We start from the raw sequence: 21733 nt of genomic DNA, 5'->3' as shown, positions 1-21733 counted from the left end.
CCAGGGACGGGGCGCGGTTGCGCTTCCTTGACATCGCCACGCTCCCGCCGAAAGAAGACGCTGACCGATCGGAGTTTCCCTGCGCGTGACCAAGCCGCCGCTCGACATCCTGCTCTGTGCCCCGCGCGGCTTCTGCGCCGGGGTGGTGCGCGCCATCGACGCGGTCGAGAAGGCGCTCACGCTGCATGGTGCGCCGGTCTATGTCCGCCATGAGATCGTCCACAACAAATACGTCGTCGAATCCCTGAAGCGGAAAGGCGCGGTTTTCGTGGCCGAGCTTTCGGAGGTCCCGGACGCGACGCGCCCGGTGATCTTCTCGGCGCATGGCGTCGCCAAGGCCGTGCCGGCCGAGGCCGCATCGCGCAATCTCTTCGCCATCGACGCCACCTGCCCGCTGGTCACCAAGGTCCACCGCGAGGCAGAGGTCCATCACAAGCGCGGCCGTCACATCCTGCTCGTCGGCCATGCCGGCCATCCGGAGGTGATCGGCACCATGGGTCAGCTGCCCGAGGGCGCGATCACGCTGATCGAGACCTTGGCCGATGTCGCCGCGCTTGAGCCGCCGGCCGGCCGGCCGCTCGCCTATGTCACCCAGACGACGCTCTCGGTGGACGATACCCGCGGGATCGTCGAGGCACTGCAGGCCCGCTTCCCGGAGCTGATCGCCCCGCACAAGGAAGATATCTGCTACGCCACCACCAACCGCCAGGAAGCGGTGAAGCGCGTCGCCCCGCTGGTTGACGGGCTGATCGTCGTCGGCTCGCCCAATTCCTCGAACTCGCAGCGCCTTCGCGAAGTCGCCGAGCGCGCCGGCTGCCCGGTCGCGCGGCTGGTGCTGCGCACCGACGAGATCGACTGGTCGGTCTTCGGCGATATCCGCAGCCTCGGCATCACGGCCGGCGCCAGCGCTCCTGAAGTGCTGGTCGAAGAGATCATCGACGCTTTCGCCGAGCGCTACGAAGTCCGCGTCGAGACGGTCTCGACCGCCGACGAGAACGTCTTCTTCCCGCTGCCGCGCGAGCTGCGCGGCGAGGCGACGCCCACCGCGGCGGAATGATTTCCAGCAAGAGAGCCCGATCTTGGCCGTTTATACCGAAGTGCCCGATGATGAGATGGCGGCGTTCGTCGCGCGCTATGGCATCGGCGATCTCCTCTCCGCCAAGGGCATTGCCGAGGGCGTCGAGAACTCGAACTTCCTGATCCATACGACGCAGGGCACCTATATCCTTACCCTCTACGAGAAGCGGGTGAATCCGGACGATCTGCCCTTCTTCCTCGGACTGATGCAGCACCTCGCCACGCGCGGGGTCATCTGCCCGCAGCCGGTCAAGGATGGCCGTGGCGAGATGCTCGGCCGCCTCGCCGGGCGCCCCGCAGCCATCGTCACCTTCCTTGACGGGCTCTCGGTGCGCCGGCCGACCGCCGCCCATTGCCAGGAACTTGGGCGCGGTCTCGCGCTGCTGCATCAGGCCGGAGCGGATTTCGCGACCGAGCGGGTCAATGCGCTCTCCGTGCCGGGCTGGCGGCCGCTGGCGGAGCAGGCCGGCACTGACGCGGACAAGGTTTCACCCGGCCTCAGCCAGCGGATCATGGCCGAGATCGGCGTGCATGAGGCGAGTTGGCCGCAGGACCTGCCGCGCGGCGTCATCCATGCCGATCTCTTCCCCAACAACGTCTTCTTCATCGGCGACAAGCTCTCGGGGCTGATCGACTTCTATTTCGCCTGCACCGACACCTTCGCCTACGACCTCGCGATCTGCCTGAACTCCTGGTGCTTCGAGGCCGACGGCTCGTTCAATCTCACCAAGGGGCAGGCGCTGCTGGCGGGCTATGAGAGCGTGCGCCCGCTCAGTGAGGCAGAGATCGAGGCGCTGCCGCAGCTTTGCCGCGGCTCGGCGCTGCGCTTCCTGCTGACGCGGCTGGTCGATTGGCTCAACGTCCCGCCCGGCGCGCTGGTCAAGCCGCATGATCCGCTCGAATACGACCGCAAGCTCGCCTTCCACCAGCGCGTCGCCGACGCACGCGACTACGGGCTGAAGCGGTGAGCGACACGGTCGAAGTCTGGACGGATGGCGCCTGTTCCGGCAACCCCGGCCCAGGCGGCTGGGGGGCTATCCTGACCTTCAACGGGGTCGAGAAGGAGCTCTCCGGCGGCGAGCAGCTCACCACCAACAACCGCATGGAGCTGATGGCCGCCATCGCGGCGCTGGAGGCGCTGAAGCGGCCCGTGACCGTCGCGCTCCACACCGACAGCCAGTATCTGCGCCAGGGCATCACCGGCTGGATCCATGGCTGGAAGAAGAACGGCTGGAAGACCGCCGACAGGAAGCCGGTGAAGAATGCCGAACTCTGGCAGCGCCTCGAAACCGCGCTCGGCCGCCACAAGATCGAGTGGAAATGGGTCAAGGGCCACGCTGGCGACGAGATGAACGAGCGCGCCGACGCGCTGGCGCGCGCCGGCATGGCGCCGTTCAAGCCGGCTGCGAGATAAGCTGCAGGCGATCCCCCGAGATTATCCGCTGCTCAGGCCGAGTATGTCGTCGCGATCAGCTACGAGCTGGAGCGCGAGCTGAACGAGCGGCGTCTCGACCTCGCCATCCTTGTCAATCCGATCGGGCGCCGGGGCATGAAGCTGCTGCCGCTGGGTGTGCAGGACACGGCCTGGGCGGCGCCGCGATCATGGAACATCAACCCCCTGGCTGGGCCGGCCGATCTCTACCACCTGCCGATCGTCAGCAATCCGCCGCGCTCCGCGATGTTCAGGCAGATCAAGGACTGGTTCGCCACGGCGGGCCTCGAACCGGCCCGGCTCGACATCTGCAGCAGCGTCGCCGTGATCGGACATCTACCTCAAGGTTCTCGGCTGAGCGCGACGCGCCTCCACGAAAACGTCGCACGCTCCGGGCGGCTTGGGCTCGTCAGATTTGCGACCTTGCGAGGCTGGAGAGCCAATCCGAGAACTTTTCGTTGGCCGAGCGGTTCTGCCAGTCGGAATGCGTGTAGGGCCTGGCGGCTGCGGCATCCTTGTCGAACAAGGCCGCCTGCGTGGCGGCGAATTGCCGGTCGAACAGGTTGATGTTGGCCTCGTCGTTGAGCCTCAAGGCGCGGTCATCGATGTTGGTCGAGCCGACCGATGTCCAGATGTCGTCGACGATCACCAGCTTGCAGTGAAAGAACGTGGGCTGATACTCGCTGATCCTGATGCCGGCCTGAAGCAGATCGCCCCAAAGATGCCGCGACGCCTTTCTGACGATGCGCGCATCGGTCTGGGAGCCGGGAACGAGAATCTGGATATCGACGCCGCGCTTGCGGGCCTCCAGAAGCTGCTGCCTTGTCAGTTCGTCGGGCACGAAATAGGGCGTGGCGATCCGGACGCTCGCCTGCGCGGACGCAAGCGCGGTCATCAGCATGAGATGCATGACGTTGCGCTGATGGGTGGAGCTCATGACGACCTGGACCGCGTGATCGCCCGCCGGGGAAAGCTCCGGAAAGAAGCGATCCCCCAGCAGCAGCTCGCCGGTCGCCTCGATCCAGTGCTCCGCGAAGGCGGCCTGGAACTCCGCTGCGGCCGGCCCTTCCACGCGGTAGTGAGTGTCGCGCCATTCGTTCGGGGAGCGCGCATCCCCGTTCCATTCATCGGCAATGCCGACCCCGCCGGTGAAGCCCATGCGCCCGTCGACGACCAGCAGCTTGCGGTGGGTGCGGTTGTTCACCCGGTCGAGCGTGTACCAGGTGAGAGGGCGGAACCGGACGACCTCGACGCCGGCATCCTTCATGCGCTGGACCAGCCCCTCGTCCATCGGAAGGCTGCCGACCCAGTCGAGCAGCACCTTCACGCTCAGCCCCTCGCGGGCCTTGGTCGAGAGCGCCTCGGCGAATTCCTCGGCGATGGCGCCGCGCCAGTAAATATAGGTCTCGAAACTGATCGTCTGCTTCGCCTCGCGTATGGCCTGCAGCATCGACGGAAAGATCTGGGCGCCGTTGACGAGTGTCTCGACCCTGTTGCCGGGGACATAATTCGAGCCAAACAGAGCGCCCATGGACGTCTTGAGCTGGCGATCCGAGAAAGCGAGATTGTGCGGAAGCGGCTGCCGCAGTTCCTGCGGCTCCGGCAGCAGGTTGCCGACGACGAGGCTGCCCAGGACGCCGAGAGCCGCCGAGACGATACCGATGATGAGGGGATGGCGCCGGAGCTTCATGGACATGCGAACCTGGAAGGTGCAGGCGTCAATTGCGCCCTTGGTCGTTCTTCGGAGGCTGCTGCCTGGCTGCCGAATCGCCGGGTGGAACCGACCATGTCGCGGTCCAGGTCTCGCTCAAGGTTCGGTTTCGCGTTCTCAGGAACATGCGCAGCTCGGCTGACTGACCGTCCGGCAGCGTCGCATCGACGATGGCGCGCGCGCCCTTCAGCGGGGCGTTGAAGGTCAGGATCCTGGATGTGATCGTCCCGCCCGTGGTGGTCGCGACGAGTTCCAGGCGATCGGGATCGTTCTGGTAATAGGCGAGGTCGCCACCGGCGAAATCGACGATGAAGCGCTTCGTCCCGTTCCCGTCGACGACGCCGTCCTCGACGTCCGAGCCGTTGAAGGACTGCTGCACCTGCGCATAGGGGTGCAGCTGCGAGGTCGTCGATATCGCCGAGATGCGATACCGGAACTCCGTGGCCTCGCCCACCGGCAAGGGCTTGTTGGGCGTCCAGCAGGCGACGATGTTGTCGAAAGCCTCGTTCACCGTGGGGATTTCGATGAGGTCGATCCGGCCTTCGCCCCAGTCGCCTTGCGGCTCGACCCAGTAGCCCGGCCTTTGATGATAGCGTGCCTCGAGGTCCTGATAGCTGCCGAAGTCGCGGTCCCGCTGCATCAGGCCGAAGCCGCGCGGGTTCCTGTCGCCGAAGCTCGATATGCGCAGCGCCTTTGGGTTGCGAATGGGCCGCCAGATCCATTCACCGCCGCCGGACTGCATCATCAACCCGTCGGAATCGTGAATCTCGGGGCGGAAATCCGTTCGCTGGCTGAGGTCGCCCTCGCCGGCCTGGAACATCGAGGTCAGCGGGGCGATGCCGATCCGTTCGATCTCCTTGCGCGGGATGATCGTCGCGGTGACGTCCATATGGGTTTCCCGGCCGGGACGGACGACATAGCGAAAGGCTCCGGCGACCGAAGGCGAATCGAGCAGCGCATAGATGACGAGCTCGGTGGAGTCGCGCGAGGGTTCCTCCAGCCAGAGCGCCCGCATGAACGGAAACTCCTCGGGCTGCGCGCCGCCGACATCCAGCGCCAGCGAACGCGCCGAAAGCCCGTAGCTGTGCCCCCGCCCGATCAGCCGGAAATAGCTGGCTCCCAGGAACGAGATGATCTCGTCCTGCACCTTCGGGTCGTTCAGATTGGTGGTCACGGCGAAACCCGCGAAGCCCAGGGCAGGCGAGAGACCTTTCGGAACGGGCACCTTGCCGTATTCGAACAGGCTCGTCGTGAAGGGGATCGGGATCGCGTTGCCGTGATTGATGATGTGAAGCTGGACCGGCTTGTCGTGCAGGAAGCCGAGATGGAACGGCAGCAGGCGGAAATCTGAACCGCCGTCGCGCCAGAAGGCCCTGTCGCGGCGAAAACGAATCTCGCGGTAGCTGTCATAGGTCAGCTTCGACAGCTCGGCCGGAATCTTCGCGCTTTCCGCATCGAAGGGCTGCTTCGCCAGCGCCAACGCCTGCTGGACGACATCGCTGAAGCCAAAGCCTTTAGCGGTCCCGGCTGGCGGCTGCTGAGCCTGGACGGCGCGTGTCCCAGCCATGCAGGCACTCGACAGCAGCGCGAGCGCCGCGCGACGAGACAATCCAGACATCGAAGCCCCCTACAACCACATCCGCTTTCGGCGCAGATTCTAGAACGTCGATAGGTGTTGGGGGTTCCGGGGCATTTCTATGTCGCTGGCAGGCCCGGCAAAGGGCAGCCGATCCTGCCATAGCGCGCCGCGGCTACGACGCTGGAACGCGGCTGCCGGTCTTGAGCATGCCGGAAAGATAATCGCGGAGCGGATCGAAGGCGATCTCTCCCGTGAAACCGATATGGCCGTCCGGCCGGACCAGCGTCAGCGGAGACAGCGCCCCGCCGAAGGCGGCGGCCACGCTGCCATCCGGATCGGCGATGATCGTGACACCCGGCGGTTCGTCCCAGGTCGCATCAGCCGGACTGAAGGCAACGACCGAGACGAGCCCGGGCCACTTCGCCTGCAGCCGGGCGGCGAGACCTTCCAGCTCCGCGAGCTGATGCGGCGCGGGCGCGGCCAGCAGGGTGAACCAGGGCCCCTTCGCCAGCTCGTGCAGGCGCAAGGGGAAGCCGATGCCGGCCTGACGGAGACCGGTCGCGTCGGGCAGGCGGTCCCCGGGGCGCAGCGCTCCGGACGCAGGGCCACTCGCAAGCCGCCCTCCGGCATAGCTCACCAGAACCTGAGTGTCGTGCAGGCGATGCTGTGGAGCGGCCGGCTTGCCGAAACCCACGCTGCGCCGGACCGTATCCTCGATGACACCGGCGGCCACGGGTTGCCGCTCTTCCTCGTAGCTGTCCAGCAGGGTGGGATCGGCCTCGCCGCGCGCGACCAAAGCGAGCTTCCAGGCCAGGTTGCAGGCGTCCTGGATGCCGGTGTTCATGCCCTGGCCACCCGTCGGCGGGTGGATATGACAGGCGTCGCCGGCAATGAGGACGTTGCCTTTCCGGTAGTGCTCGGCGAGCCGCATGCTGATCCTGAAGATCGACGACCAGCGCAGGTCCGACAGCGTCGGCTTGCCCGGCACCAGCTGGTCGGCGACCTCCTGGAGTTGGGCGAGGCTGGGTCCGGGCCATTCCGATTGAATGCCATGCCCGGTGTCGGCGCGATCCGCATCCCCATCCAGCGTCGTCGGCGCCATCATCGAGACGCGGTAGCGCCCGCGCCCGGGCAGCGGGATCGCCACGAAGAAATCCGGGGGCGCGTCCTGTGCCGGGCGGATCGCCTGGAACGTCGCTCCACGGGCCAGGTCCCAGTCGATATGGACGTCGCCCAGCATGAATTCATAGGGGAAGGCCTCACCCTCGAAAGCGAGCCCCAGCGCCTTGCGCACCACGCTATGAGCACCGTCACAGCCGACGACGTAATCGTAGCGCTGCCGCTCGATGCCCTCGCCACGCTGCAATGTGACGGTTCGGGCATCCGCTCCCTCCTCGAGACCGAGCAGCTTCGTGCCGCGCCCGACCTCCACACCAGCGCGCTGCAAAGCCCGTTCGAGAACGGCCTCCGTCCGGTCCTGCGGCACGCAGAAGGGAGCGAAGGGGAGATCCGGGAATGCGATCGGTTCGTCCTGGACAAGCGTCTTCTCGCCGCGATGCAGGACCGCGCGGCGCAGGCCGACCCGCAGCCCTTCGGCAATGAGTTCGCGGGCGACACCGACAGCATCGAGTTGCTCGAGCGTGCGCGGACTGACGCCGAGCGCCCGGCAATAGGGGGAGGGGCGTAGCGCGCCGTCGACGATGTCGGCGCGGACGCCGCGAACCGCAAGTCCGAGCGCCAGCGAAAGCCCGACCGGGCCGGCACCGACGATGAGGATGCTCGACGCCATCCTTGCCTCTCAGGACTGCTGCACGGAGTCGGAGCCGCGCGCTCCGCGCTGGCTCTGCGTGAACTTGAACGCCCCGACCAGCGCGACCACGATCACGAACACCGGCATCCGGTGGGGCAGCGCCGGCCAGGCGAGCATCGCAAGCTCGGCGAGCACCATCACCAGGAAGGCGCCGGCCCAGACCATAGAGATTACGTCGTTCTTCCGCTTGAATTCCGGGCTGGACCAGAGCTCCGGCGCCACGCTCTCTTTCGCATATTGGAGGGTGAATGGCAGTCCGATCAGGATCGAGAGAACCACGATCAGGAACAGTCCGAGGTCGACGGCGAACTTCGCGCCGATCAGGGAAAGGCGGGCGCCGCTCAGATACTCGAAGCCGGCGAGAGCGCCGAAGAGAACCAGCGATCCGACTTCGAGGAGCTTCGCGGACCGGCCGCTCAGGAGACCGTGGCCGACGAGGATCGCCGAGGCCAGCGCGCCGAGCAGCAGCGCTGCGACAGACCCCAGCTCCGAGATGCTGACCGCGAAGACGATGAACGGCATGAATGCGAGAAGCAGCTGCATGACGGCCTTCCCTTCAGTGTTGGCGGGTTGGAAATGCGGTGCAGTCAGTCGGCGGGTGATGTGGGCCGTGTCAGCCCTGTTGAAAGTACGGCTTGGAGCGCAGGCGCAGCATGACGATCGGATAGGCCATGATCAGTGCACCGCCGACGATCGCGCCGAGCGTGGTTCCGAGCGTCAGGACGCCGTCCGCTGCCGCCCGCAGCCAAACCGAAATTCCGACCGGCAGGAACAGGATCACCGCCGTCGCGACCCCGGGCGAGAAGCGTCCACGGGTTACCAGCATCGGGCCGACATGAAAGAAGACTGCATTGATCAGCATCAGCGAGGCGAAGATCAGCGGGGCGAGCGGCAGGCTCGGCGCCAGCATCGCCTGGGCGATCCCGAGCGCGATGACGATGGCGTTCGTGACATAGAAATCAGTCCATTCGACCGGCAACTTGATGACGCCGCGCGCCCAGCCGCGCCAGTCGAAGGAGAACTCCTCCATGATGTGCAGCGCATAGGCGGCCATGGCCAACCAGGCCAGCGTGGTCAGCGAAAGCGAAGACATTGGCGAGATTCCTTTCGAGGCGGATCGGGGGCGGGCGCCGGAGCACCCGCCCCCAGCCTTCGGCTCAGTAGATGACCACCGGACCCCAGGGGCCCCAGGGTCCGAAGTCGAAGGCATCCTGGTTCATGGATGCCGTCATGCGCCGCTCGTCGGCGAGGTTCTTCTGGAAGACCATCTGACGGTACTGCCCATAGGCGTCCTGGCTGCCGACATAGACGCACTGGCAGACGATCGGATCGGCATAGACGTAGACGAAGTCGCTGCCGTTCGCCTGCCGGACGAACTTGTTCGGGGGCAGCTTCTTCATCGAGGCCTGGCGCTGGGGCGTGTTGGCGGGCTGGGCGACGAAGCCGGCGGCGGCGAGCAGGTTTTCCTTGTTCTCGATCTTTTCCGGCACCGATTGGCAGGCGCCGAGCGTCAGGGCCGCACCGGCAAGCATCGGCAGTATCGCAAGTCTGGTCATCTCAAGTCTCCAGGGGTTTTTCGGTCATCGTCAGAGGCCGAGATTGCTCTTCTCGTTCCTCAGGAACATCATCTGGTCGGTATAGGCGTCGACGAGGCAGTCGATGTCGGCACGGCAGGCGTTGCGACGCGCGACGAACCGGCTCTGCATCTGTTTGACGCGGGCGACTGTGGCTGCGGGTGCTCCGCCGCCGACGATCTGGAAGTACGTCCCGGCGGTGCTCTCATCGAGCCTGCCGAGATTGGCGTCGGAGCAGATCGTCCTCTCGGCGGGCAGCGTGGCCCGGCGGCAATCGAAGGATGCCGCCTCCGCCCTCGGCGAAAGCAGGCTTGCGAGGGAGGTCAGCATGGCGGCTGCGGCCAGCAGCCGGGCGCCATGGACTTGGGAGGTTCCGGACATCGGCGCACCTCGTCAGCGGGTCGAACAGGACTGGGTGCTGCCACCACGCCGCAGCGTCGCGCCATTGCCCTTGATCCAGAATTCGACATCGCCTGCTGCGTAGCGCCCTCCGTCAGCCGCCATCACCTGAGGCAGGGTCAACGACCGGCCATTGCCGAAGGTCAGTTCGACCTGACCCGTGGCATAGCTCGGCGGCGAAAAGCGCGCGGTGAGCGAAACGCCCTCGCTGCACTTGTAGGTCGCCGTCGTTGCGAAAGCGGCATCGATGCAGGCGACAGTCAGGGCGGCGACGGCGCCCCGACGCAAGGCAGACCTAGTCATGGCGTGTCCTCCTACGCGGCGCCGCTGCGGGATGCCGGGCTGTGCTCAGCCTTCGTCCTCGAACAGCCAGAGCTCGACCAGCGGCTGCGGCTGGCCGAACCGGCCTTCGCGCAGGCCGAGGAAGGCCGGGATCCGTCGCCGCTGTGCCTCGGACAGCGCTGCGACGAGCGGCTTGAGCGCCCCCCCGACTGTCTTGACGTCGGCTGCCCGGGCGGCTTCCGCGTCGGCGGAGCGCTCAAGCATCTCGACGAAGCTCGCAGCCTGCGGAGCTTTCTCGCGCTGATCACGGCGTTCGATCGCGTTCTTCGCGACCTGCCGGATGGCAGTCTCGACAGGAGCCCACAGCTTCTCCTGTTCGGTCGTCATAGCGATGACGACCTTCAGCGCAGCGAGGCGGGCGTCGAGCACGGCCGCCGCGTCGGTGGGGGTGACGAGTTCGATGATCGGAAGCGGCTCCGGCTGCGGAGGGGTGGGCTGAACGGTCTGGGCATTGGCGGAGCCGAAGCTCAGGGCCACCACCGCGATGGCGGCAGCCGAAAGGGATGTCTTGATCATGGATTTATCCAGTCGATGAAGCGAGGGAACGGAACCGGTCACTTCCAGCCACCGCCGGGAAGACGACCGTGATACGCCGTGTTGCGGCAGTGACCCCAGGGGCCGTGCCAGTAGCCGGGAGGGCAGCCATTGCCGAAAAAGTCGGCGGCGCGCTCCGGAGCACCAGCCCAGCCGCCGCCGGGCAGCGGTCCGGTATAGGGCGTATCGCGGCAGTGGCCCCAAGGACCGCGCCAGGCATAGGGGCCGCAGCCGCCTGAAACCGTGACGATGTCGCTGGGAGCGGCCGTCGCAGCGATCGCCGTGATGCCGGGTATCGATGCAGCCGTGGCCGGAGCCGACAGGGCCGCCGCGAGGCCGAAGCTCGCGGCGAGAAGGGCAATCGTCTTCATCATGATCCTCTCTTTCCGATGCTAAAGGCGACGTCTGTGTCGCCGAATTGACGTTTGGTAATGCTGCTGGCACGGCTATTCCGCGCCCGGCAGGGCTTGGAGCGGAGTCGGCCAAAGGCCGGAAGTCGGTAAGCTTTAAGCGTAGGTTCTCGGTCCGGGGCGACGGCACCGGGCAATCTTGGTGATCGCTTTTCCAAGCAGGTCGCCGGGCGGAGCCGGAGGCCTTATTCGCCGTTGCGGCGGATGCGTTGACTCATGCGCAGCTCCGCTTCACGGGAAGTCGATGACGTCGAGCACGACGTCGAAAAAGGCTTCGGGCGTCATGCCTTCCGGCAGGCTCGCGAAGGTCGGGCCGAGGCGGCCATCGATGTAGAGCATCGAATAGCCGTGGATCATGGCGCGCAGGGCCGTGCGCTCCGCAGCCGCCCGGACCGGATCGAGCTTCTTCTTTTTCTGGTTCTCCGAGGCGATTTCGTCGACCATGCGCCGTGCCTCGGCATCGGCTTCCTTGATCGACGGGCGGTCGCGATAGAGGCGGTTGCTGCGCGACATCAGCGTCACCAGCCCCGGATGCTCCACGGCGAACTTGAAATAGGTCCGCGCGATCGCATGGGCCCGTTCGCGCAGATCTGGGCCTGCTTCCTTGACCGCCGCGGCCTGCCGCGCCGCCAGGCGCCGGATCCCGTCGGCCGCCAGCTCGCTGAGCAGCCCCGGCAGATCGCCGAAATGATTGGCCGGTGCCGCATGCGTCACGCCCAGGGCTTTCGAGATCCCTCGCAGCGAGAGCGCATCGAGGCCGTCATTGTCGATCACCCGCTCCGCCTCGGCCAGCAGGGCGGCGCGAAGGTTTCCGTGGTGATGGGCGCTGGGGTCTTTGACTTGGGGCATGACTCGATCCGTGGACGGCGGCTGTTTACGGTGGTAACTTTCCACCGTCAAGTGACGTAACGTTGCATGCCGTGCATGGCAGATTTGCATAAACTTACCTATGGTGACTTTCTGACGGTAAGTTGCGGGAGCGCCGTCATGGTCGAGCTGTCGGCGCCCGCGCTCTTGAAGCGGGCATGATGCCTCTTTGGGCTGTCTCGCCGGGGCCGCGATCAGAGCGAGGAGGCTTTCGCCAGCGCCCGCGCATGGACCGGCACGGAGAGATTCTCGATCGCCGATTGCTGCTGGGCGCCGAACACGTCGCGCTCGTCGGGCGAGGCCGAGATGTTCTGCCGGTCGACCGACACCTTGATCGCATTGCAGCTGTCGACGAAGAACGTCCCGACGACGCGGTCGAACGGAACGCCCAGGACGCGCGCCATGTTGCGGCGCGTGAACACGTTCGAATTCAGTGCGATCTCGTAGTTTTCACCGGAGGTGAAGATGATGTCGAAGGTGAGTCGGTTGATGCCGGCATCCTTCGAGCGGATGACGACGGCCATGTCGAGCAGGCGGTGATCGCCTACATGGTCCCCGGGGGCGGGAACCTCCTGGATGAGCGAGAGCGTGCGGTCGTCGAGATTGCCGGTGTAGCCGGTCTCGCCGATGTCGAAGTAATGCGGCCGCGCCTCTCCGGTTTTCGTCCAGTTCGCGCCCGTCGCGTCGAAATAGGCGATCGGGAACATCACGTTCTTGATGACGTCCTCGTTCTGGAGAAGGTGGTAGAGCGTCCACTCATAGGCGTCGGGTGCGTCGAGCCCGATCAGCGAGCCGGATTTTGGGGTGACGAGCCCGGTGATCCGCGCCACCTCGTCGGCATGCCGGGAGGCGAGTGCCGCCGGGTCGCGGTCGATCGTGCGCAGGAGGATGGCCGGCGCCGTCTCGTCGGCGTCGATGATCCGGTAGGTCGCTTCCTTGAGCGCGTTCGGGAACTCGGCCTGGATCAGCTCGATGACGGCCTGCTTGATCCTGGCGTAGTTGGCGAAGAACACCGGATCGCGTGTGCCGCTCGGCACGATGGCGCCGTAGCTGCCGTCTTCCCTTCGGAAGCTGACGAGGTTCGGCGACAGCGGGTAGGCGATGTTGCCGGCCGTCGCCTTGCGCCCCGCATAGCCGTAGTGGATCAGGTAGTGGGTCAGCAGGCTTGCGAGCATCACCGCCGCCTCGGCGGTCTTCGCCGTCGTCTCGATGATGATCCCGAGCTCGCGCTGGCCGGGGCCGACCGGCCGCGCCTGGACGCCGTTGCGGCCATAGACCAGCACGTCGGCCGGCACCTTCGCGAGATCGGCTGGGTCGATGTGGAGCAGCGACACCTTGCGGGCGCCGAGCCGGCGCGAACCTTCCAGCTTGATGCTCCATGGCCAGGGCTTGGTGGAGCGCACGAAGCGGCTGCCGCGGATGCCGGCTGTCCGCGCATCCCGCGCGAAGAAGCTGGTCTTCTCCATCGCGAGGATGCCCTCGGGATAGAACTGGAGCTGAGGGTGGCTCTCCTCGTAGAGCGAATGGGCCGCGATCGAATAGGAGGTGCAGCGTCGCGCGGGGTTGGGCGCCACGAACAACGCCGAGCCGTCATCATAGATCTCGGCGACGAGGCAGTCCGACGGCGAGCCCGGATCGCAGGCCAGCGCGCCGCATTCGAGGACATGCCCGACATGATAGGCGAGGCCGGCATCGATGCCGCGGCGGATCATGTCGGAAGCGAACAGGGCGATGTCGCAGGAGCGCCCCGCGAAGATGTACTGCGCGCCGCTCTCCAGCGCCGTGATCAGCGGGTGGATGCCCATCTGGCCCACGATCGTGCTTTCGCGCAGCGCGGCCTCGTCGAGCTGCGGACCGGCACCGGTCGCGCGCAACGCGCCGGCCTTGAACTCGGACACCACGATCTCCGGATCGAGCTCCGCACTGATCACGGCCACCTTGGCACCGGCGATCCCCAGCTCGGCGAAGACCTCCCTGGCGATGGCCAGCATGTATTCGAGGTTGCGGTCGCCCCCGGCCATGCCGCAACTGCCGAGGATGACGGGCACGCCGAGCCGGGCGCCGGCTTCGACCATGTGCCTGTAGTCCAGCTTGACGGCGTCGCGCTCGAAATACTCGGTGCCGGTGCCGAGATAATAGGGGCCGGCATCCATGGAGCCGGCGTCGGAAACGATCGCATCGACGCGATCCTTCAACGCCTCGTCCAGGGACTCCTTCGGGTAGCCGTAGCCCAAAGCTCCGCACGCGGAGACCACGCGGTAGACCAGTTTTGCCATCGTCTTGCTCCTGTGAGCCGGCTGCCGTTGTCAGCCCGGTTTCGCTGGGGCGCAGACAAACCTTGGCGATGGCGACGGCACAAATACCGTCTCGATATGCAGCTATATCCGCTGCCGATACGTCATCCTTCCCCGCCATCCGGGTGTCCTGCCTCCCGTCCCCGTGCTTGATCGTTCAGGCTGCACCGACGACGCTTCCATCCCTCGGTCATCCGTGGAAAATGCCTGCCTTACGCGGATAGCAAGCGCTCCGGCTGCGGCCGGCCCAAGGGAGCCGACCGACCCCATGAGCGCGAAGTGGCATCATCGCCTTGCAGGAGCACGCCTCGCCTGGGTGCCGCTATGGGGCTCCCTGGCGCTGGCGGCGTCCTTCGCGGTTGTCCTCCTCCTTCCGGCCGCGACGCCCCACGCTGGACTCGTCCTGCCGCTGCTCGGAGGCTTCGCCTTGGCGGCGCTCGCACGCCGCGTCAGGCTGCTTCAGGGCATCGGCGCCGCGCCGCTTCTGGCGCTGCTCCTGCCATCGTGGCTGGTTTCCATCGATGTGATCCCGGAGGCGAGCCTCTCCTCCCTGCGCACCATCCTGCGTGAGACCGACGCCCTCGGCCTCTTCGTCACAATGCTCGTCATGGGCAGCGTTCTGGCCCTGCCGAAGGAGATGCTGTCGAAGGCCGCCTGGCGCGTATTCTCGATCAGCGTGGTCGCAAGCGCGGCTGCGCTCGCCGCGGGCGCCCTCGCGGCAGGCCTCCTTGGGCTGCCGGTCCGGGAGGTCGCCTTCCTGGTGCTGGCGCCGGCTTCGGCGGGCGGCATCAGCGCAGGAGCCATGCCGCTGGCGAGCGGTTACGCGCAGCTGTCGGCTGCGCCGCTCGGCGAATTGCTGGCGCGGATGCTTCCATCCATTTTCGCAGCAAACCTTTTCGCCATGCTGCTGGCCGGCATCATCCGCTCTGATCGCGGCAGGGAGGAGATCACTCTCGTCGACGTCGCGTCTCCGGTTGCCGCGATCTCCACGCGTCCGGTTTTCTCTCGTGCTGCGTGGCTTTTCGTTGCCGCCCTGGCCCTCTGGCTTGTCGACGAAGCCGTCTCGGCGCTCGCCTTGGCCAGCGGCTGGCCGGCGAGCCTCCTCATGCTCGTCGTGGCCGCAACCTGGTGCCTCTTGGGATGGGGGCGGCGTCTGAGAGATGGCATCGTCGATCTGTACCGGCTCTGCCTGCGCTTCCTGATCTACCCCATCATCTTCATTGTCGGCCTGCTGTTGGTCCCGTGGAGCCAACTGGTCGAGGGCTTCACTTCGCCGGGCCTGGTGCTGCCCGTCGCCGCCGCGGTAGCGGGAATGGCGACGGGCGGCGCGGCCGTTTCTCGCCGGCTGGGGCTGACCCGTGCAGAGGGCGCGATCCTTGCGCTGACCCGGGCCGCAATGGGCGGCACGGGTGCGGTCGCGATCCTCGGTGCGGCCGGGCGGCTGGATCTGATGTCGCACGCCCAGATGATCACGCGTTTCGGCGGGGCGCTGACCCTGGCCGTCGCGTTGACGGCGGCCGGGATCGTCGGCATCTGATGTTCACGTTCCTCGTCGTGTCCCGGCGAGCCCAAACGGCAGTGGCGATACCCATGCGCTCCTGATATCCGACGGATACGGGGCGAACGGCGCGGGGGGCGGCGTGCAACTGCGGCATCTGCGATATTTCGTGAAGATCGTCGACGCCGGCAGCTTCTCGCGCGCGGCGGCGATCGTGCATGTCGCCCAGCCGGCTCTCAGCCAGCAGATCTCGGAACTCGAGGAAGAGTTGGGCGTGGCGCTGCTGCTACGCCATCCGCGCGGGATCGCGCCGACCGCCGCCGGCGAGACGTTCTACCGGGAGGCTGTCGCCATCCTCCGTCAGATCGAGCAGCTGCCCGGGATCGTGCGCTCGACGGGAAGCGAGCCGCAGGGCGTCGTCGATTTGGGAATGTCCTCCACGCTCGCGGCGACGATCGGAGGGCCGTTCATCCAGTCCTGCCGGGAACGGCTCCCCAAGATCATGATCAAGTTCCACATATCCGACAGCGAAACGCTGAAGCGCAGTGTCGCCGCAAATGCGCTCGATCTTGCTCTGGTCTTCGAGGATGAGCTCACCGCGGGCTATTCCCGCACGCCGCTATATCGTCAGCGCCTCTACTTCATCACCGGCACCCCCCACGACGATCCCGCCGGTTCGATATCGAGCGAGCGCCTCGCTGAATTTCCCCTCGTGATGCCGACCGCGCCTAACATCTCCCGCTCGGTGCTCGAACGCCGGTTCGCCGCGATGGGCGCAACGCCGAACATCGTCAGCGAAGGCGACCAGCTGAGCTCGATCATGTCGCTCGTCCGGCAGGGCCTCGGCGGGACCGTGCTGCCGCGCGGCTCGGCCTTCGATGACAGCGCCGATCTCGGGCGGCCGCTGTTGATCGAGCCACCCCTCTTTCTGACGGCCTCCGTGCTCTGGTCAGGCGATTCCGCTCTGGGCACGGCGGCGGAAGCCGTCAAGCTGGCCCTGACCGCGCATATCGGCGCGCGGATGGGCGATGGCATCGAGCCGGGTCTGGAGCCGATCGAACCCGACCGCTCGTAAACCACGCAGGCATCGAGGTCTCGGGGCCCGAATCGCGCGCAGCCATGCGATGTCCGAACCGCCGGCGCTCGGCCGCTACACCCTTTTCTCGTGCGGCAGAGCATCGTCCGCCGCCGCGACGGCCGCCCAGGGGCTGGTCGGATGGGCCATTCCGATGAAGCCGCCTTCGATGGCCATCACGGCCGAGGGGATCGAGAAATTCACGGGATAGAGCGTGTCCTCCACCACCTCGACGGGGAAGGCGCGCGCGACGGTCGCCGCGACATTGGGCTCGGCGCGTGCATCGATCTTGATGCGCGGCGTCGAGGCGTCGAGGCGCGGACGGTGGAAGATCTCCTCCAGCGACAGGCCGAAATCGGCCATGCCGGAGATCAGCTGCAGCAGCGTCGGGAAGATGGTGCGTCCGCCGGCCGCGCCGATGGACAGGACCGGCCGGCCCGCCTTGCTCAGGATGAGCGGGCACATATTCGCCAACGGCTTCTTGCCGGCCGCGATGGCGTTGGGTTGGCCAGGGCGCGGGTCGAACCACATCATGCCGTTGTTCATGATGATGCCGGTCTGGGGCAGCGCAACCTTGGCGCCGAAGCGCGAGAGCAGCGTGTTGGTCAGCGAGACCATAGTGCCCGTGCGGTCGACGACGCTGACATGCGAGGTGCATCCGGCCTGTGGTGTCGCGGCATGGCCGAGCGTCGTCAGGCGCTTCTCATAGGCCCCGCGGATGGCGGTGGCATAGAGCAGTGCCGCCTGTGCCGGCGAGGTATCCCGCGACAGCGGCCCGTTGGTGAGACGCTCGGCCGCGTCGAAGAAGGTCGGCCCGCCGCTCAGTCCCGGGATCGCCGCGATGTCGAAATCGCGATAGCGACCGGTCAGCGCCGGCGCCCAGACGACCTGATAGGAGGCGAGGTCGCCGGCGCGCAGCGGCGAGCCGCCGGCCTCGAGATCGGCCGCGATCGCCGCGGCGCTCTCACCCTCATAGAAGTCGCGCGCGCCGGCCTTGGCGAGCCGGCGCAACAGCTTCGCCTTCAGCGTCATCGGCTTGAAGCGCCGCGTATCGGCGCCGGCCTTCGGGCCATGGCCGTCATCGAGCAGGATCGCCGACAGCGCCGGGTCTCGGGCGAGACCAGGCGCTTCGATCGCGATGCACAAGGCGGCGAACCAGTCGATCTCCAGCCCGCGCTCGGCATGCTCGATCGCGGGCTGGAGCGCCTCTTCCCAGGAGATCGAGCCGTGGCGCTCCAACGCGGCGGCAAGGCCTGCGATCGCGCCGGGCACGCAGATCGAGCCATAGCCGGAGACGTTGCGGTCCCCGACAACCGAAGGCCAGCTGAACCAGTTGCCGGCCTGGGCATCCGCCAGCGGGTAGTCTGCCGGGTCTAGCTCGGTGGCCGAGCGGACATTGAAGTCGAGCGTTTCGGTCACTCCGGTCCTGCCATCGGCATGGACGAGGAAACCGCCGCCGCCGATGCCCGAGAGCCAGGGCTCGACGGTGCTGAGCACGAGCGTCGCGACGACGGCCGCATCCATCGCATTGCCGCCGCGCGAGAGAACATCGGCGCCCGCCTGCGCCGCATGGCGGTTCTGTGCAGCGACGAGCCCGTGCGCCGAATGAACGGCAGGCCTCTGGATGGTGAAGGTCTGCATCAGCGCGGCGCTTTGAAGCGATGCGGGGCGCTGGCTTCGGGCAGGCGCATGGGCACAGCGAAGCGCTTGGCATTGGTGCTGGCGGCGTGATGGGCGGCCAGCTCGCCGACGGTCGCGATCCAGGTTCCCGGCGAGGCGATGACGACGTCGAGGAGCTTCTCCAGCATGCGGATGCGGCCGGCCCGGCCCGAAATCCAGTCATGGATCGTCAGCATCATCATCCGGCCCTCGCGGTGCAGCACATGCCATTCGTCGAGCCAGGCATCGAGGATGCCTCCCTGCGGAGAAGGCGGGGCGCGGTCCGTCGGGCTGCCGGTGAAGCGGAAATAGATCGCATCGTCGACGGCCCAGAGCACCGGCACCTGTGTCACGCCATCGATGGTGTACGGGTGGTCGAAGCCCATCAGCGAGGAATCGTAAAGGCCGCGGCGCTTCACCTCGGCCAGCATGAAGGGCGTCATCTCCCAGGCCGGCGAGCGGAAGCCGGTCGGCACGACGCCAGCCTGGCTCTTGAACAGCGCCAGCGATTCATCGAGCGCGCGGGCAAACTCTTCCGGCCCCGCTTCGGTGGCGAGTTCGTGGAAATAGCCATGCAGGCCGATCTCGTGGCCGCGCGCGACGAAGGCCGGCAGCAGCTCCGGATGGTTCTTGGCGACCAGGCCTGGCACGAACAGCGTCGCCTTGATGCCGTAGCGGTCGAGCAGGTCGAGGATGCGCCAGATGCCGATGCGCGGCCCGAACAGGCGCTGCTCGATCTGGCCGAGCGTCTGCGGCGCGTCGACCGGCAGGTTCCATTGATAGGGGCTCTCGGCATCGACATCGACGCTGAAGCAGAAGGCGCTGCTCTTGCCCTGCGGCCATTCATAGGCCGAGACGGGGAAGTTTGCCGGTGGCAGTATGGCCGGGCTCATGATGCGGCCCTCACAACGCGCTCTTCTTGTCCTGATGGACCGCCAGCGTCCCGGCCGAATTGCCGCCATCGACCGTCAGCGTCGCGCCGGTGACATAGGAGGACGCGTCGCTGGCGAGATAGAGCAGCGCGTTGCCGACATCCTCCCGCGACGATGGGCGGCCGAGCGGGATTTGCGAAACCGTGTTGCGGATATGCGCATCGGACAGGTTGCTGACCGTGCTGCCGGCGGCGAAGCCGGGCTCGAGCGCGTTCGAGCGAATGCCGTACTCGGCGAGCTCGACGGCAAAGCCCTTGGTCAGGCGGTCGAGCGCGGTCTTCGAGGTGGAGTAGACGGTCGCCGTGCGCCGCATCTTGCGCGAGGCGCCCGAGGAGATGTTGATGATCGAGCCCTTGACGCCCTTGCGCACCATCTGCGTCGCCAGCTCGCGGCTCAGGATGAAGGGCGCGCGCAGGTTGATGGAGAAGATGCGGTCGAAATCCTCGGTGGGCGTGTCGAGCAGGAAGGCGCTGGGATAGATTCCGGCATTGTTGACGAGGATGTCGACGGCGCCCCAGCGCTTTCCGATCTCTTCGGTCAGGGCTTTGATCGAAGCCTCCTCGGTGAGATCGGCGGTCTTGACGAAGCTGTCGCCGCGCAGGCCCAGCGTCTTGGCGAAGGCTTCCAGTTCGCCTTCCTTGGCGTCCGTCAGCGCGAGCGTCGCGCCGGCTTCGTGAAGCGTCTCGGCGATCCATTTTCCGATCACGCCGCAAGCCCCGGTGACGAGCGCGCGCTTGCCCTTGATGTCGTCGAACATGGTCCGCTCCTCAGCGAAAATGGGGGTCGAGGCGGTCGCGCAAGGCGTCGCCGGTCAGGTTGACGGTGAGCACCAGCGCGAACAGGCAGAGCCCGGGTAGCGTTGCGACCCACCAGGCAGTGGCGACGTAATTGCGGCCGGTGGAGAGCATCGAGCCCCAGCTCGCGGTCGGAGGCTGCACGCCGAGGCCGAGGAAGGAGAGCCCCGCCTCGAACAGCACCATCAGGCCGAATTCCAGGGTCGCCACGACGATCAGCGTGCCGGCGATGTTGGGCAGGATATGCAGGAAGAGGATGCGCGCATTGCCGGCGCCGGAGAGCACGGCATTCTCGACATAGGACATGCCGGCCGTTGCAAGTGTCTGGGCGTGTGCCACGCGGGCGTAGCGGGGCCAGCGCGTCAGCGCGAGCACCAGCACGACATTGACCAGGCTGGGACCGAGAACCGCGACCGTGATGATGGCGAGCAGCACGGCTGGGATGGACAGGAACACGTCGGCGACGCGCATCACGACGGTTTCGATCCAGCCGCGCCGATAGCCGGCGATCAGCCCCAGCGCGGTTCCGACCGCGCCGGACAGCAGCACGGACAGCACCGCGACGAGCAGCGAAACGCGCGTGCCATGGATGATCCGGCTGAGGAGGTCGCGGCCAAGCTCGTCCGAGCCCAGCCAGTAGTGGAAGCTGCGCGAGACAGTTCCCGGAGGTTTCAGCCGCCCGACCAGGTTCTGGGCGTTGGGATCGTACGGAGCGAGCAGCGGAGCGCAGATCGCGACCACCACGAACAGCGCCAGGATGGCGATGGGCCACCAGCGCTTCAGCGGGAAGCGGCGGCGTTGGGGAAGGGCAGGCGCGTTCATCGTCCGCCCCCCAATGCGATGCGCGGGTCGACGATGCTGTAGAGAAAGTCCGAAAGCAGGTTGAGCCCGATCGTGACGAGGGCTCCCAGCATGACGACGCCCTGCACCACCAGGAAGTCACGGGCGAGGATGGCCTGGACTGTGACCTGGCCGAGGCCCGGCCAGGCGAACACCGTCTCGACGATGACGGCGCCGGCAAGCAGGTTCGAGATCTCGAGCGCGGCCACGGTGATGAGCGGGATCGCGGCATTGCGCGCGACATGGCGCAGCAGCAGGCGCACGGGGCCGACGCCGCGGGCGCGCGCGGTTCGGACATAGTCGCGGGTGAGCTCCTCGATCAGCGCGGCCCGTGTGATCCGCGCGAAGGTCGCCATCGAAAGCAGCCCGAGCGCGATCGAGGGCATGACGAGATGCGAGAAGCCGCCGGTGGAGGATGGCGGCAGCCAGCCCAGCGTGACGGCGAAGAGCAGGATGAGGAGAATGCCGCTCCAGAAGGTCGGCATGCTCTGGGCGGCGAGCACGAAGCCGGCTGCGAGCTTCGCGGCGGCGCTGTCCCGGAACAGCGCGAGCAGGATTCCGACCGGTATCCCGATGCCACAGGCGACCGTCAGCGCCCCGCCGGCCAGCATCAGCGTATAGGGCAGGCGCGAGCCGATGATGTCGATCACCGGCACGCGCTGCACCACCGATTGCCCGAGATCGAAGCGGGCGAGGTCGGAGAGGAAGCCGAGATACTGGACGAAGAGCGGCCGATCGAAGCCCAGCGCGTGGCGCAGGGCGTCGATGTCGGCCTTGGTCGCGGTCTCCGGGACGAGCAGATAGGTAGGGTCGCCCGTCAGCCGCTGGACGAAGAAGATCAGTGTCGCGACGCCGAGGATCGTGACGAGCGCCTGCCCGGCGCGTTGCAGCAGAAAGCCGGGCACT

Annotated in this window: 22 protein-coding genes and 1 pseudogene; 6 read left to right on the top strand and 17 right to left on the bottom strand. The window is 66.8% G+C overall.

The genetic code is table 11. The features are described from left to right. Positions 1-85: 85 nt before the first annotated feature. The 4 genes and pseudogenes from ispH to BoBH3_RS24515 form a co-directional block, all read left to right on the top strand. Positions 86-1057 carry a 4-hydroxy-3-methylbut-2-enyl diphosphate reductase gene (gene ispH, locus BoBH3_RS06025; RefSeq protein ID WP_262329867.1) on the top strand — a complete coding sequence of 324 codons (972 nt, stop codon included), beginning with the start codon at positions 86-88 and terminating at the stop codon, positions 1055-1057. Positions 1058-1079: 22 nt separating this feature from the next. Then, entirely contained in the window at positions 1080-2045 is a 966-nt protein-coding gene (locus BoBH3_RS06020; protein WP_262329866.1) for a homoserine kinase, read from the top strand. Next, positions 2042-2491, top strand: a complete 450-nt coding sequence (gene rnhA / locus BoBH3_RS06015; RefSeq protein WP_262329865.1) for a ribonuclease HI — start codon at positions 2042-2044, stop codon at positions 2489-2491. The genes BoBH3_RS06020 and rnhA overlap by 4 nt, the downstream gene beginning before the upstream one ends. A 54-nt stretch (positions 2492-2545) precedes the next feature. Then, positions 2546-2827: pseudogene (locus BoBH3_RS24515) on the top strand (LysR substrate-binding domain-containing protein); the annotation flags it as partial. A gap of 91 nt (positions 2828-2918) precedes the next feature. Here BoBH3_RS24515 and BoBH3_RS06010 read toward each other — a convergent pair. The 12 genes from BoBH3_RS06010 to BoBH3_RS05955 all read right to left on the bottom strand — a co-directional run bounded on the left by BoBH3_RS06010 (position 2919) and on the right by BoBH3_RS05955 (position 14011). Continuing rightward, positions 2919-4205, bottom strand: a complete 1287-nt coding sequence (locus BoBH3_RS06010; protein ID WP_262329864.1) for a phospholipase D-like domain-containing protein — start codon at positions 4203-4205, stop codon at positions 2919-2921. Between the two features lie 22 nt (positions 4206-4227). Then, complete coding sequence (locus tag BoBH3_RS06005) at positions 4228-5838, bottom strand: OpgD/OpgG family glucan biosynthesis protein (protein ID WP_262329863.1); 1611 nt, start codon at positions 5836-5838, stop codon at positions 4228-4230. Positions 5839-5971: 133 nt separating this feature from the next. Continuing rightward, positions 5972-7588 carry an FAD-dependent monooxygenase gene (locus tag BoBH3_RS06000; RefSeq protein WP_262329862.1) on the bottom strand — a complete coding sequence of 539 codons (1617 nt, stop codon included), beginning with the start codon at positions 7586-7588 and terminating at the stop codon, positions 5972-5974. A 9-nt stretch (positions 7589-7597) separates the two neighbouring features. Further along, complete coding sequence (locus tag BoBH3_RS05995) at positions 7598-8152, bottom strand: hypothetical protein (RefSeq protein ID WP_262329861.1); 555 nt, start codon at positions 8150-8152, stop codon at positions 7598-7600. A 70-nt stretch (positions 8153-8222) separates the two neighbouring features. Then, positions 8223-8702: an HXXEE domain-containing protein gene (locus tag BoBH3_RS05990; protein WP_262329860.1), complete on the bottom strand. Its 480-nt coding sequence runs from the start codon at positions 8700-8702 to the stop codon at positions 8223-8225. A 64-nt stretch (positions 8703-8766) separates the two neighbouring features. Continuing rightward, positions 8767-9165 (bottom strand): hypothetical protein, encoded by a 399-nt coding sequence (locus BoBH3_RS05985; protein WP_262329859.1) that lies wholly within the window; start codon positions 9163-9165, stop codon positions 8767-8769. A 30-nt stretch (positions 9166-9195) separates the two neighbouring features. Then, positions 9196-9564, bottom strand: a complete 369-nt coding sequence (locus tag BoBH3_RS05980) for a lysozyme inhibitor LprI family protein (RefSeq protein WP_262329858.1) — start codon at positions 9562-9564, stop codon at positions 9196-9198. Positions 9565-9576: 12 nt separating this feature from the next. Further along, the gene (locus tag BoBH3_RS05975) at positions 9577-9885 is read right to left on the bottom strand and encodes an MliC family protein (RefSeq protein WP_262329857.1); all 309 of its coding nucleotides are present in this window, start codon (positions 9883-9885) and stop codon (positions 9577-9579) included. 45 nt (positions 9886-9930) lie between these two features. Then, positions 9931-10440: a Spy/CpxP family protein refolding chaperone gene (locus BoBH3_RS05970; RefSeq protein ID WP_262329856.1), complete on the bottom strand. Its 510-nt coding sequence runs from the start codon at positions 10438-10440 to the stop codon at positions 9931-9933. 38 nt (positions 10441-10478) lie between these two features. After that, on the bottom strand, positions 10479-10829 hold the full coding sequence (locus tag BoBH3_RS05965; protein WP_410050571.1) for a GCG_CRPN prefix-to-repeats domain-containing protein: 351 nt from the start codon (positions 10827-10829) through the stop codon (positions 10479-10481). Between the two features lie 270 nt (positions 10830-11099). Continuing rightward, positions 11100-11807, bottom strand: coding sequence for a TetR/AcrR family transcriptional regulator (locus tag BoBH3_RS05960; protein WP_262329854.1), 708 nt, complete (start codon positions 11805-11807; stop codon positions 11100-11102). Between the two features lie 122 nt (positions 11808-11929). After that, positions 11930-14011 carry a DUF4387 family protein gene (locus tag BoBH3_RS05955; protein ID WP_262329853.1) on the bottom strand — a complete coding sequence of 694 codons (2082 nt, stop codon included), beginning with the start codon at positions 14009-14011 and terminating at the stop codon, positions 11930-11932. 286 nt (positions 14012-14297) lie between these two features. Between BoBH3_RS05955 and BoBH3_RS05950 the strand changes: the two genes are divergently transcribed. After that, positions 14298-15566, top strand: a complete 1269-nt coding sequence (locus tag BoBH3_RS05950) for a 2-hydroxycarboxylate transporter family protein (RefSeq protein ID WP_262330439.1) — start codon at positions 14298-14300, stop codon at positions 15564-15566. A 103-nt stretch (positions 15567-15669) separates the two neighbouring features. Next, positions 15670-16602, top strand: coding sequence for a LysR substrate-binding domain-containing protein (locus tag BoBH3_RS05945; RefSeq protein WP_262329852.1), 933 nt, complete (start codon positions 15670-15672; stop codon positions 16600-16602). A gap of 75 nt (positions 16603-16677) precedes the next feature. Here the strand turns inward: BoBH3_RS05945 and BoBH3_RS05940 are convergent, their stop codons facing one another. The 5 genes from BoBH3_RS05940 to BoBH3_RS05920 are packed head-to-tail and all read right to left on the bottom strand — an operon-like array spanning position 16678 to position 21732. Further along, a complete protein-coding gene (locus BoBH3_RS05940; RefSeq protein ID WP_262329851.1) occupies positions 16678-18243 on the bottom strand; it encodes a gamma-glutamyltransferase in 1566 nt (521 codons plus the stop codon). Beyond that, complete coding sequence (locus BoBH3_RS05935; RefSeq protein ID WP_262329850.1) at positions 18243-19154, bottom strand: polysaccharide deacetylase family protein; 912 nt, start codon at positions 19152-19154, stop codon at positions 18243-18245. Before BoBH3_RS05935 ends, BoBH3_RS05940 begins: the two co-directional genes overlap by 1 nt. Before the next feature lie 10 nt (positions 19155-19164). Then, the gene (locus BoBH3_RS05930; RefSeq protein ID WP_262329849.1) at positions 19165-19950 is read right to left on the bottom strand and encodes an SDR family NAD(P)-dependent oxidoreductase; all 786 of its coding nucleotides are present in this window, start codon (positions 19948-19950) and stop codon (positions 19165-19167) included. A gap of 10 nt (positions 19951-19960) precedes the next feature. Next, complete coding sequence (locus BoBH3_RS05925; RefSeq protein ID WP_262329848.1) at positions 19961-20809, bottom strand: ABC transporter permease; 849 nt, start codon at positions 20807-20809, stop codon at positions 19961-19963. Beyond that, on the bottom strand, positions 20806-21732 hold the full coding sequence (locus BoBH3_RS05920) for an ABC transporter permease (RefSeq protein WP_262329847.1): 927 nt from the start codon (positions 21730-21732) through the stop codon (positions 20806-20808). The genes BoBH3_RS05925 and BoBH3_RS05920 overlap by 4 nt, the downstream gene beginning before the upstream one ends. Position 21733 lies beyond the last annotated feature (1 nt).

It is taken from the genome of Allobosea sp. BH3, assembly GCF_025499465.1.
Classification (GTDB): domain Bacteria; phylum Pseudomonadota; class Alphaproteobacteria; order Rhizobiales; family Beijerinckiaceae; genus Allobosea.
This window is presented reverse-complemented; position numbering and strand designations above follow the sequence as displayed.

What these genes read in the sequence shown, in the direction of transcription:
- BoBH3_RS06010 (WP_262329864.1), bottom strand. Translation starts at nt 4,205, where the DNA reads ATGTCCATGAAGCTCCGGCGCCATCCCCTCATCATCGGTATCGTCTCG.
- BoBH3_RS06005 (WP_262329863.1), bottom strand. Translation starts at nt 5,838, where the DNA reads ATGTCTGGATTGTCTCGTCGCGCGGCGCTCGCGCTGCTGTCGAGTGCC.
- BoBH3_RS06000 (WP_262329862.1), bottom strand. Translation starts at nt 7,588, where the DNA reads ATGGCGTCGAGCATCCTCATCGTCGGTGCCGGCCCGGTCGGGCTTTCG.
- BoBH3_RS05995 (WP_262329861.1), bottom strand. Translation starts at nt 8,152, where the DNA reads ATGCAGCTGCTTCTCGCATTCATGCCGTTCATCGTCTTCGCGGTCAGC.
- BoBH3_RS05990 (WP_262329860.1), bottom strand. Translation starts at nt 8,702, where the DNA reads ATGTCTTCGCTTTCGCTGACCACGCTGGCCTGGTTGGCCATGGCCGCC.
- BoBH3_RS05985 (WP_262329859.1), bottom strand. Translation starts at nt 9,165, where the DNA reads ATGACCAGACTTGCGATACTGCCGATGCTTGCCGGTGCGGCCCTGACG.
- BoBH3_RS05980 (WP_262329858.1), bottom strand. Translation starts at nt 9,564, where the DNA reads ATGTCCGGAACCTCCCAAGTCCATGGCGCCCGGCTGCTGGCCGCAGCC.
- BoBH3_RS05975 (WP_262329857.1), bottom strand. Translation starts at nt 9,885, where the DNA reads ATGACTAGGTCTGCCTTGCGTCGGGGCGCCGTCGCCGCCCTGACTGTC.
- BoBH3_RS05970 (WP_262329856.1), bottom strand. Translation starts at nt 10,440, where the DNA reads ATGATCAAGACATCCCTTTCGGCTGCCGCCATCGCGGTGGTGGCCCTG.
- BoBH3_RS05965 (WP_410050571.1), bottom strand. Translation starts at nt 10,829, where the DNA reads ATGAAGACGATTGCCCTTCTCGCCGCGAGCTTCGGCCTCGCGGCGGCC.
- BoBH3_RS05960 (WP_262329854.1), bottom strand. Translation starts at nt 11,807, where the DNA reads ATGCAAATCTGCCATGCACGGCATGCAACGTTACGTCACTTGACGGTG.
- BoBH3_RS05955 (WP_262329853.1), bottom strand. Translation starts at nt 14,011, where the DNA reads ATGGCAAAACTGGTCTACCGCGTGGTCTCCGCGTGCGGAGCTTTGGGC.
- BoBH3_RS05950 (WP_262330439.1), top strand. Translation starts at nt 14,298, where the DNA reads ATGAGCGCGAAGTGGCATCATCGCCTTGCAGGAGCACGCCTCGCCTGG.
- BoBH3_RS05940 (WP_262329851.1), bottom strand. Translation starts at nt 18,243, where the DNA reads ATGCAGACCTTCACCATCCAGAGGCCTGCCGTTCATTCGGCGCACGGG.
- BoBH3_RS05935 (WP_262329850.1), bottom strand. Translation starts at nt 19,154, where the DNA reads ATGAGCCCGGCCATACTGCCACCGGCAAACTTCCCCGTCTCGGCCTAT.
- BoBH3_RS05930 (WP_262329849.1), bottom strand. Translation starts at nt 19,950, where the DNA reads ATGTTCGACGACATCAAGGGCAAGCGCGCGCTCGTCACCGGGGCTTGC.
- BoBH3_RS05925 (WP_262329848.1), bottom strand. Translation starts at nt 20,809, where the DNA reads ATGAACGCGCCTGCCCTTCCCCAACGCCGCCGCTTCCCGCTGAAGCGC.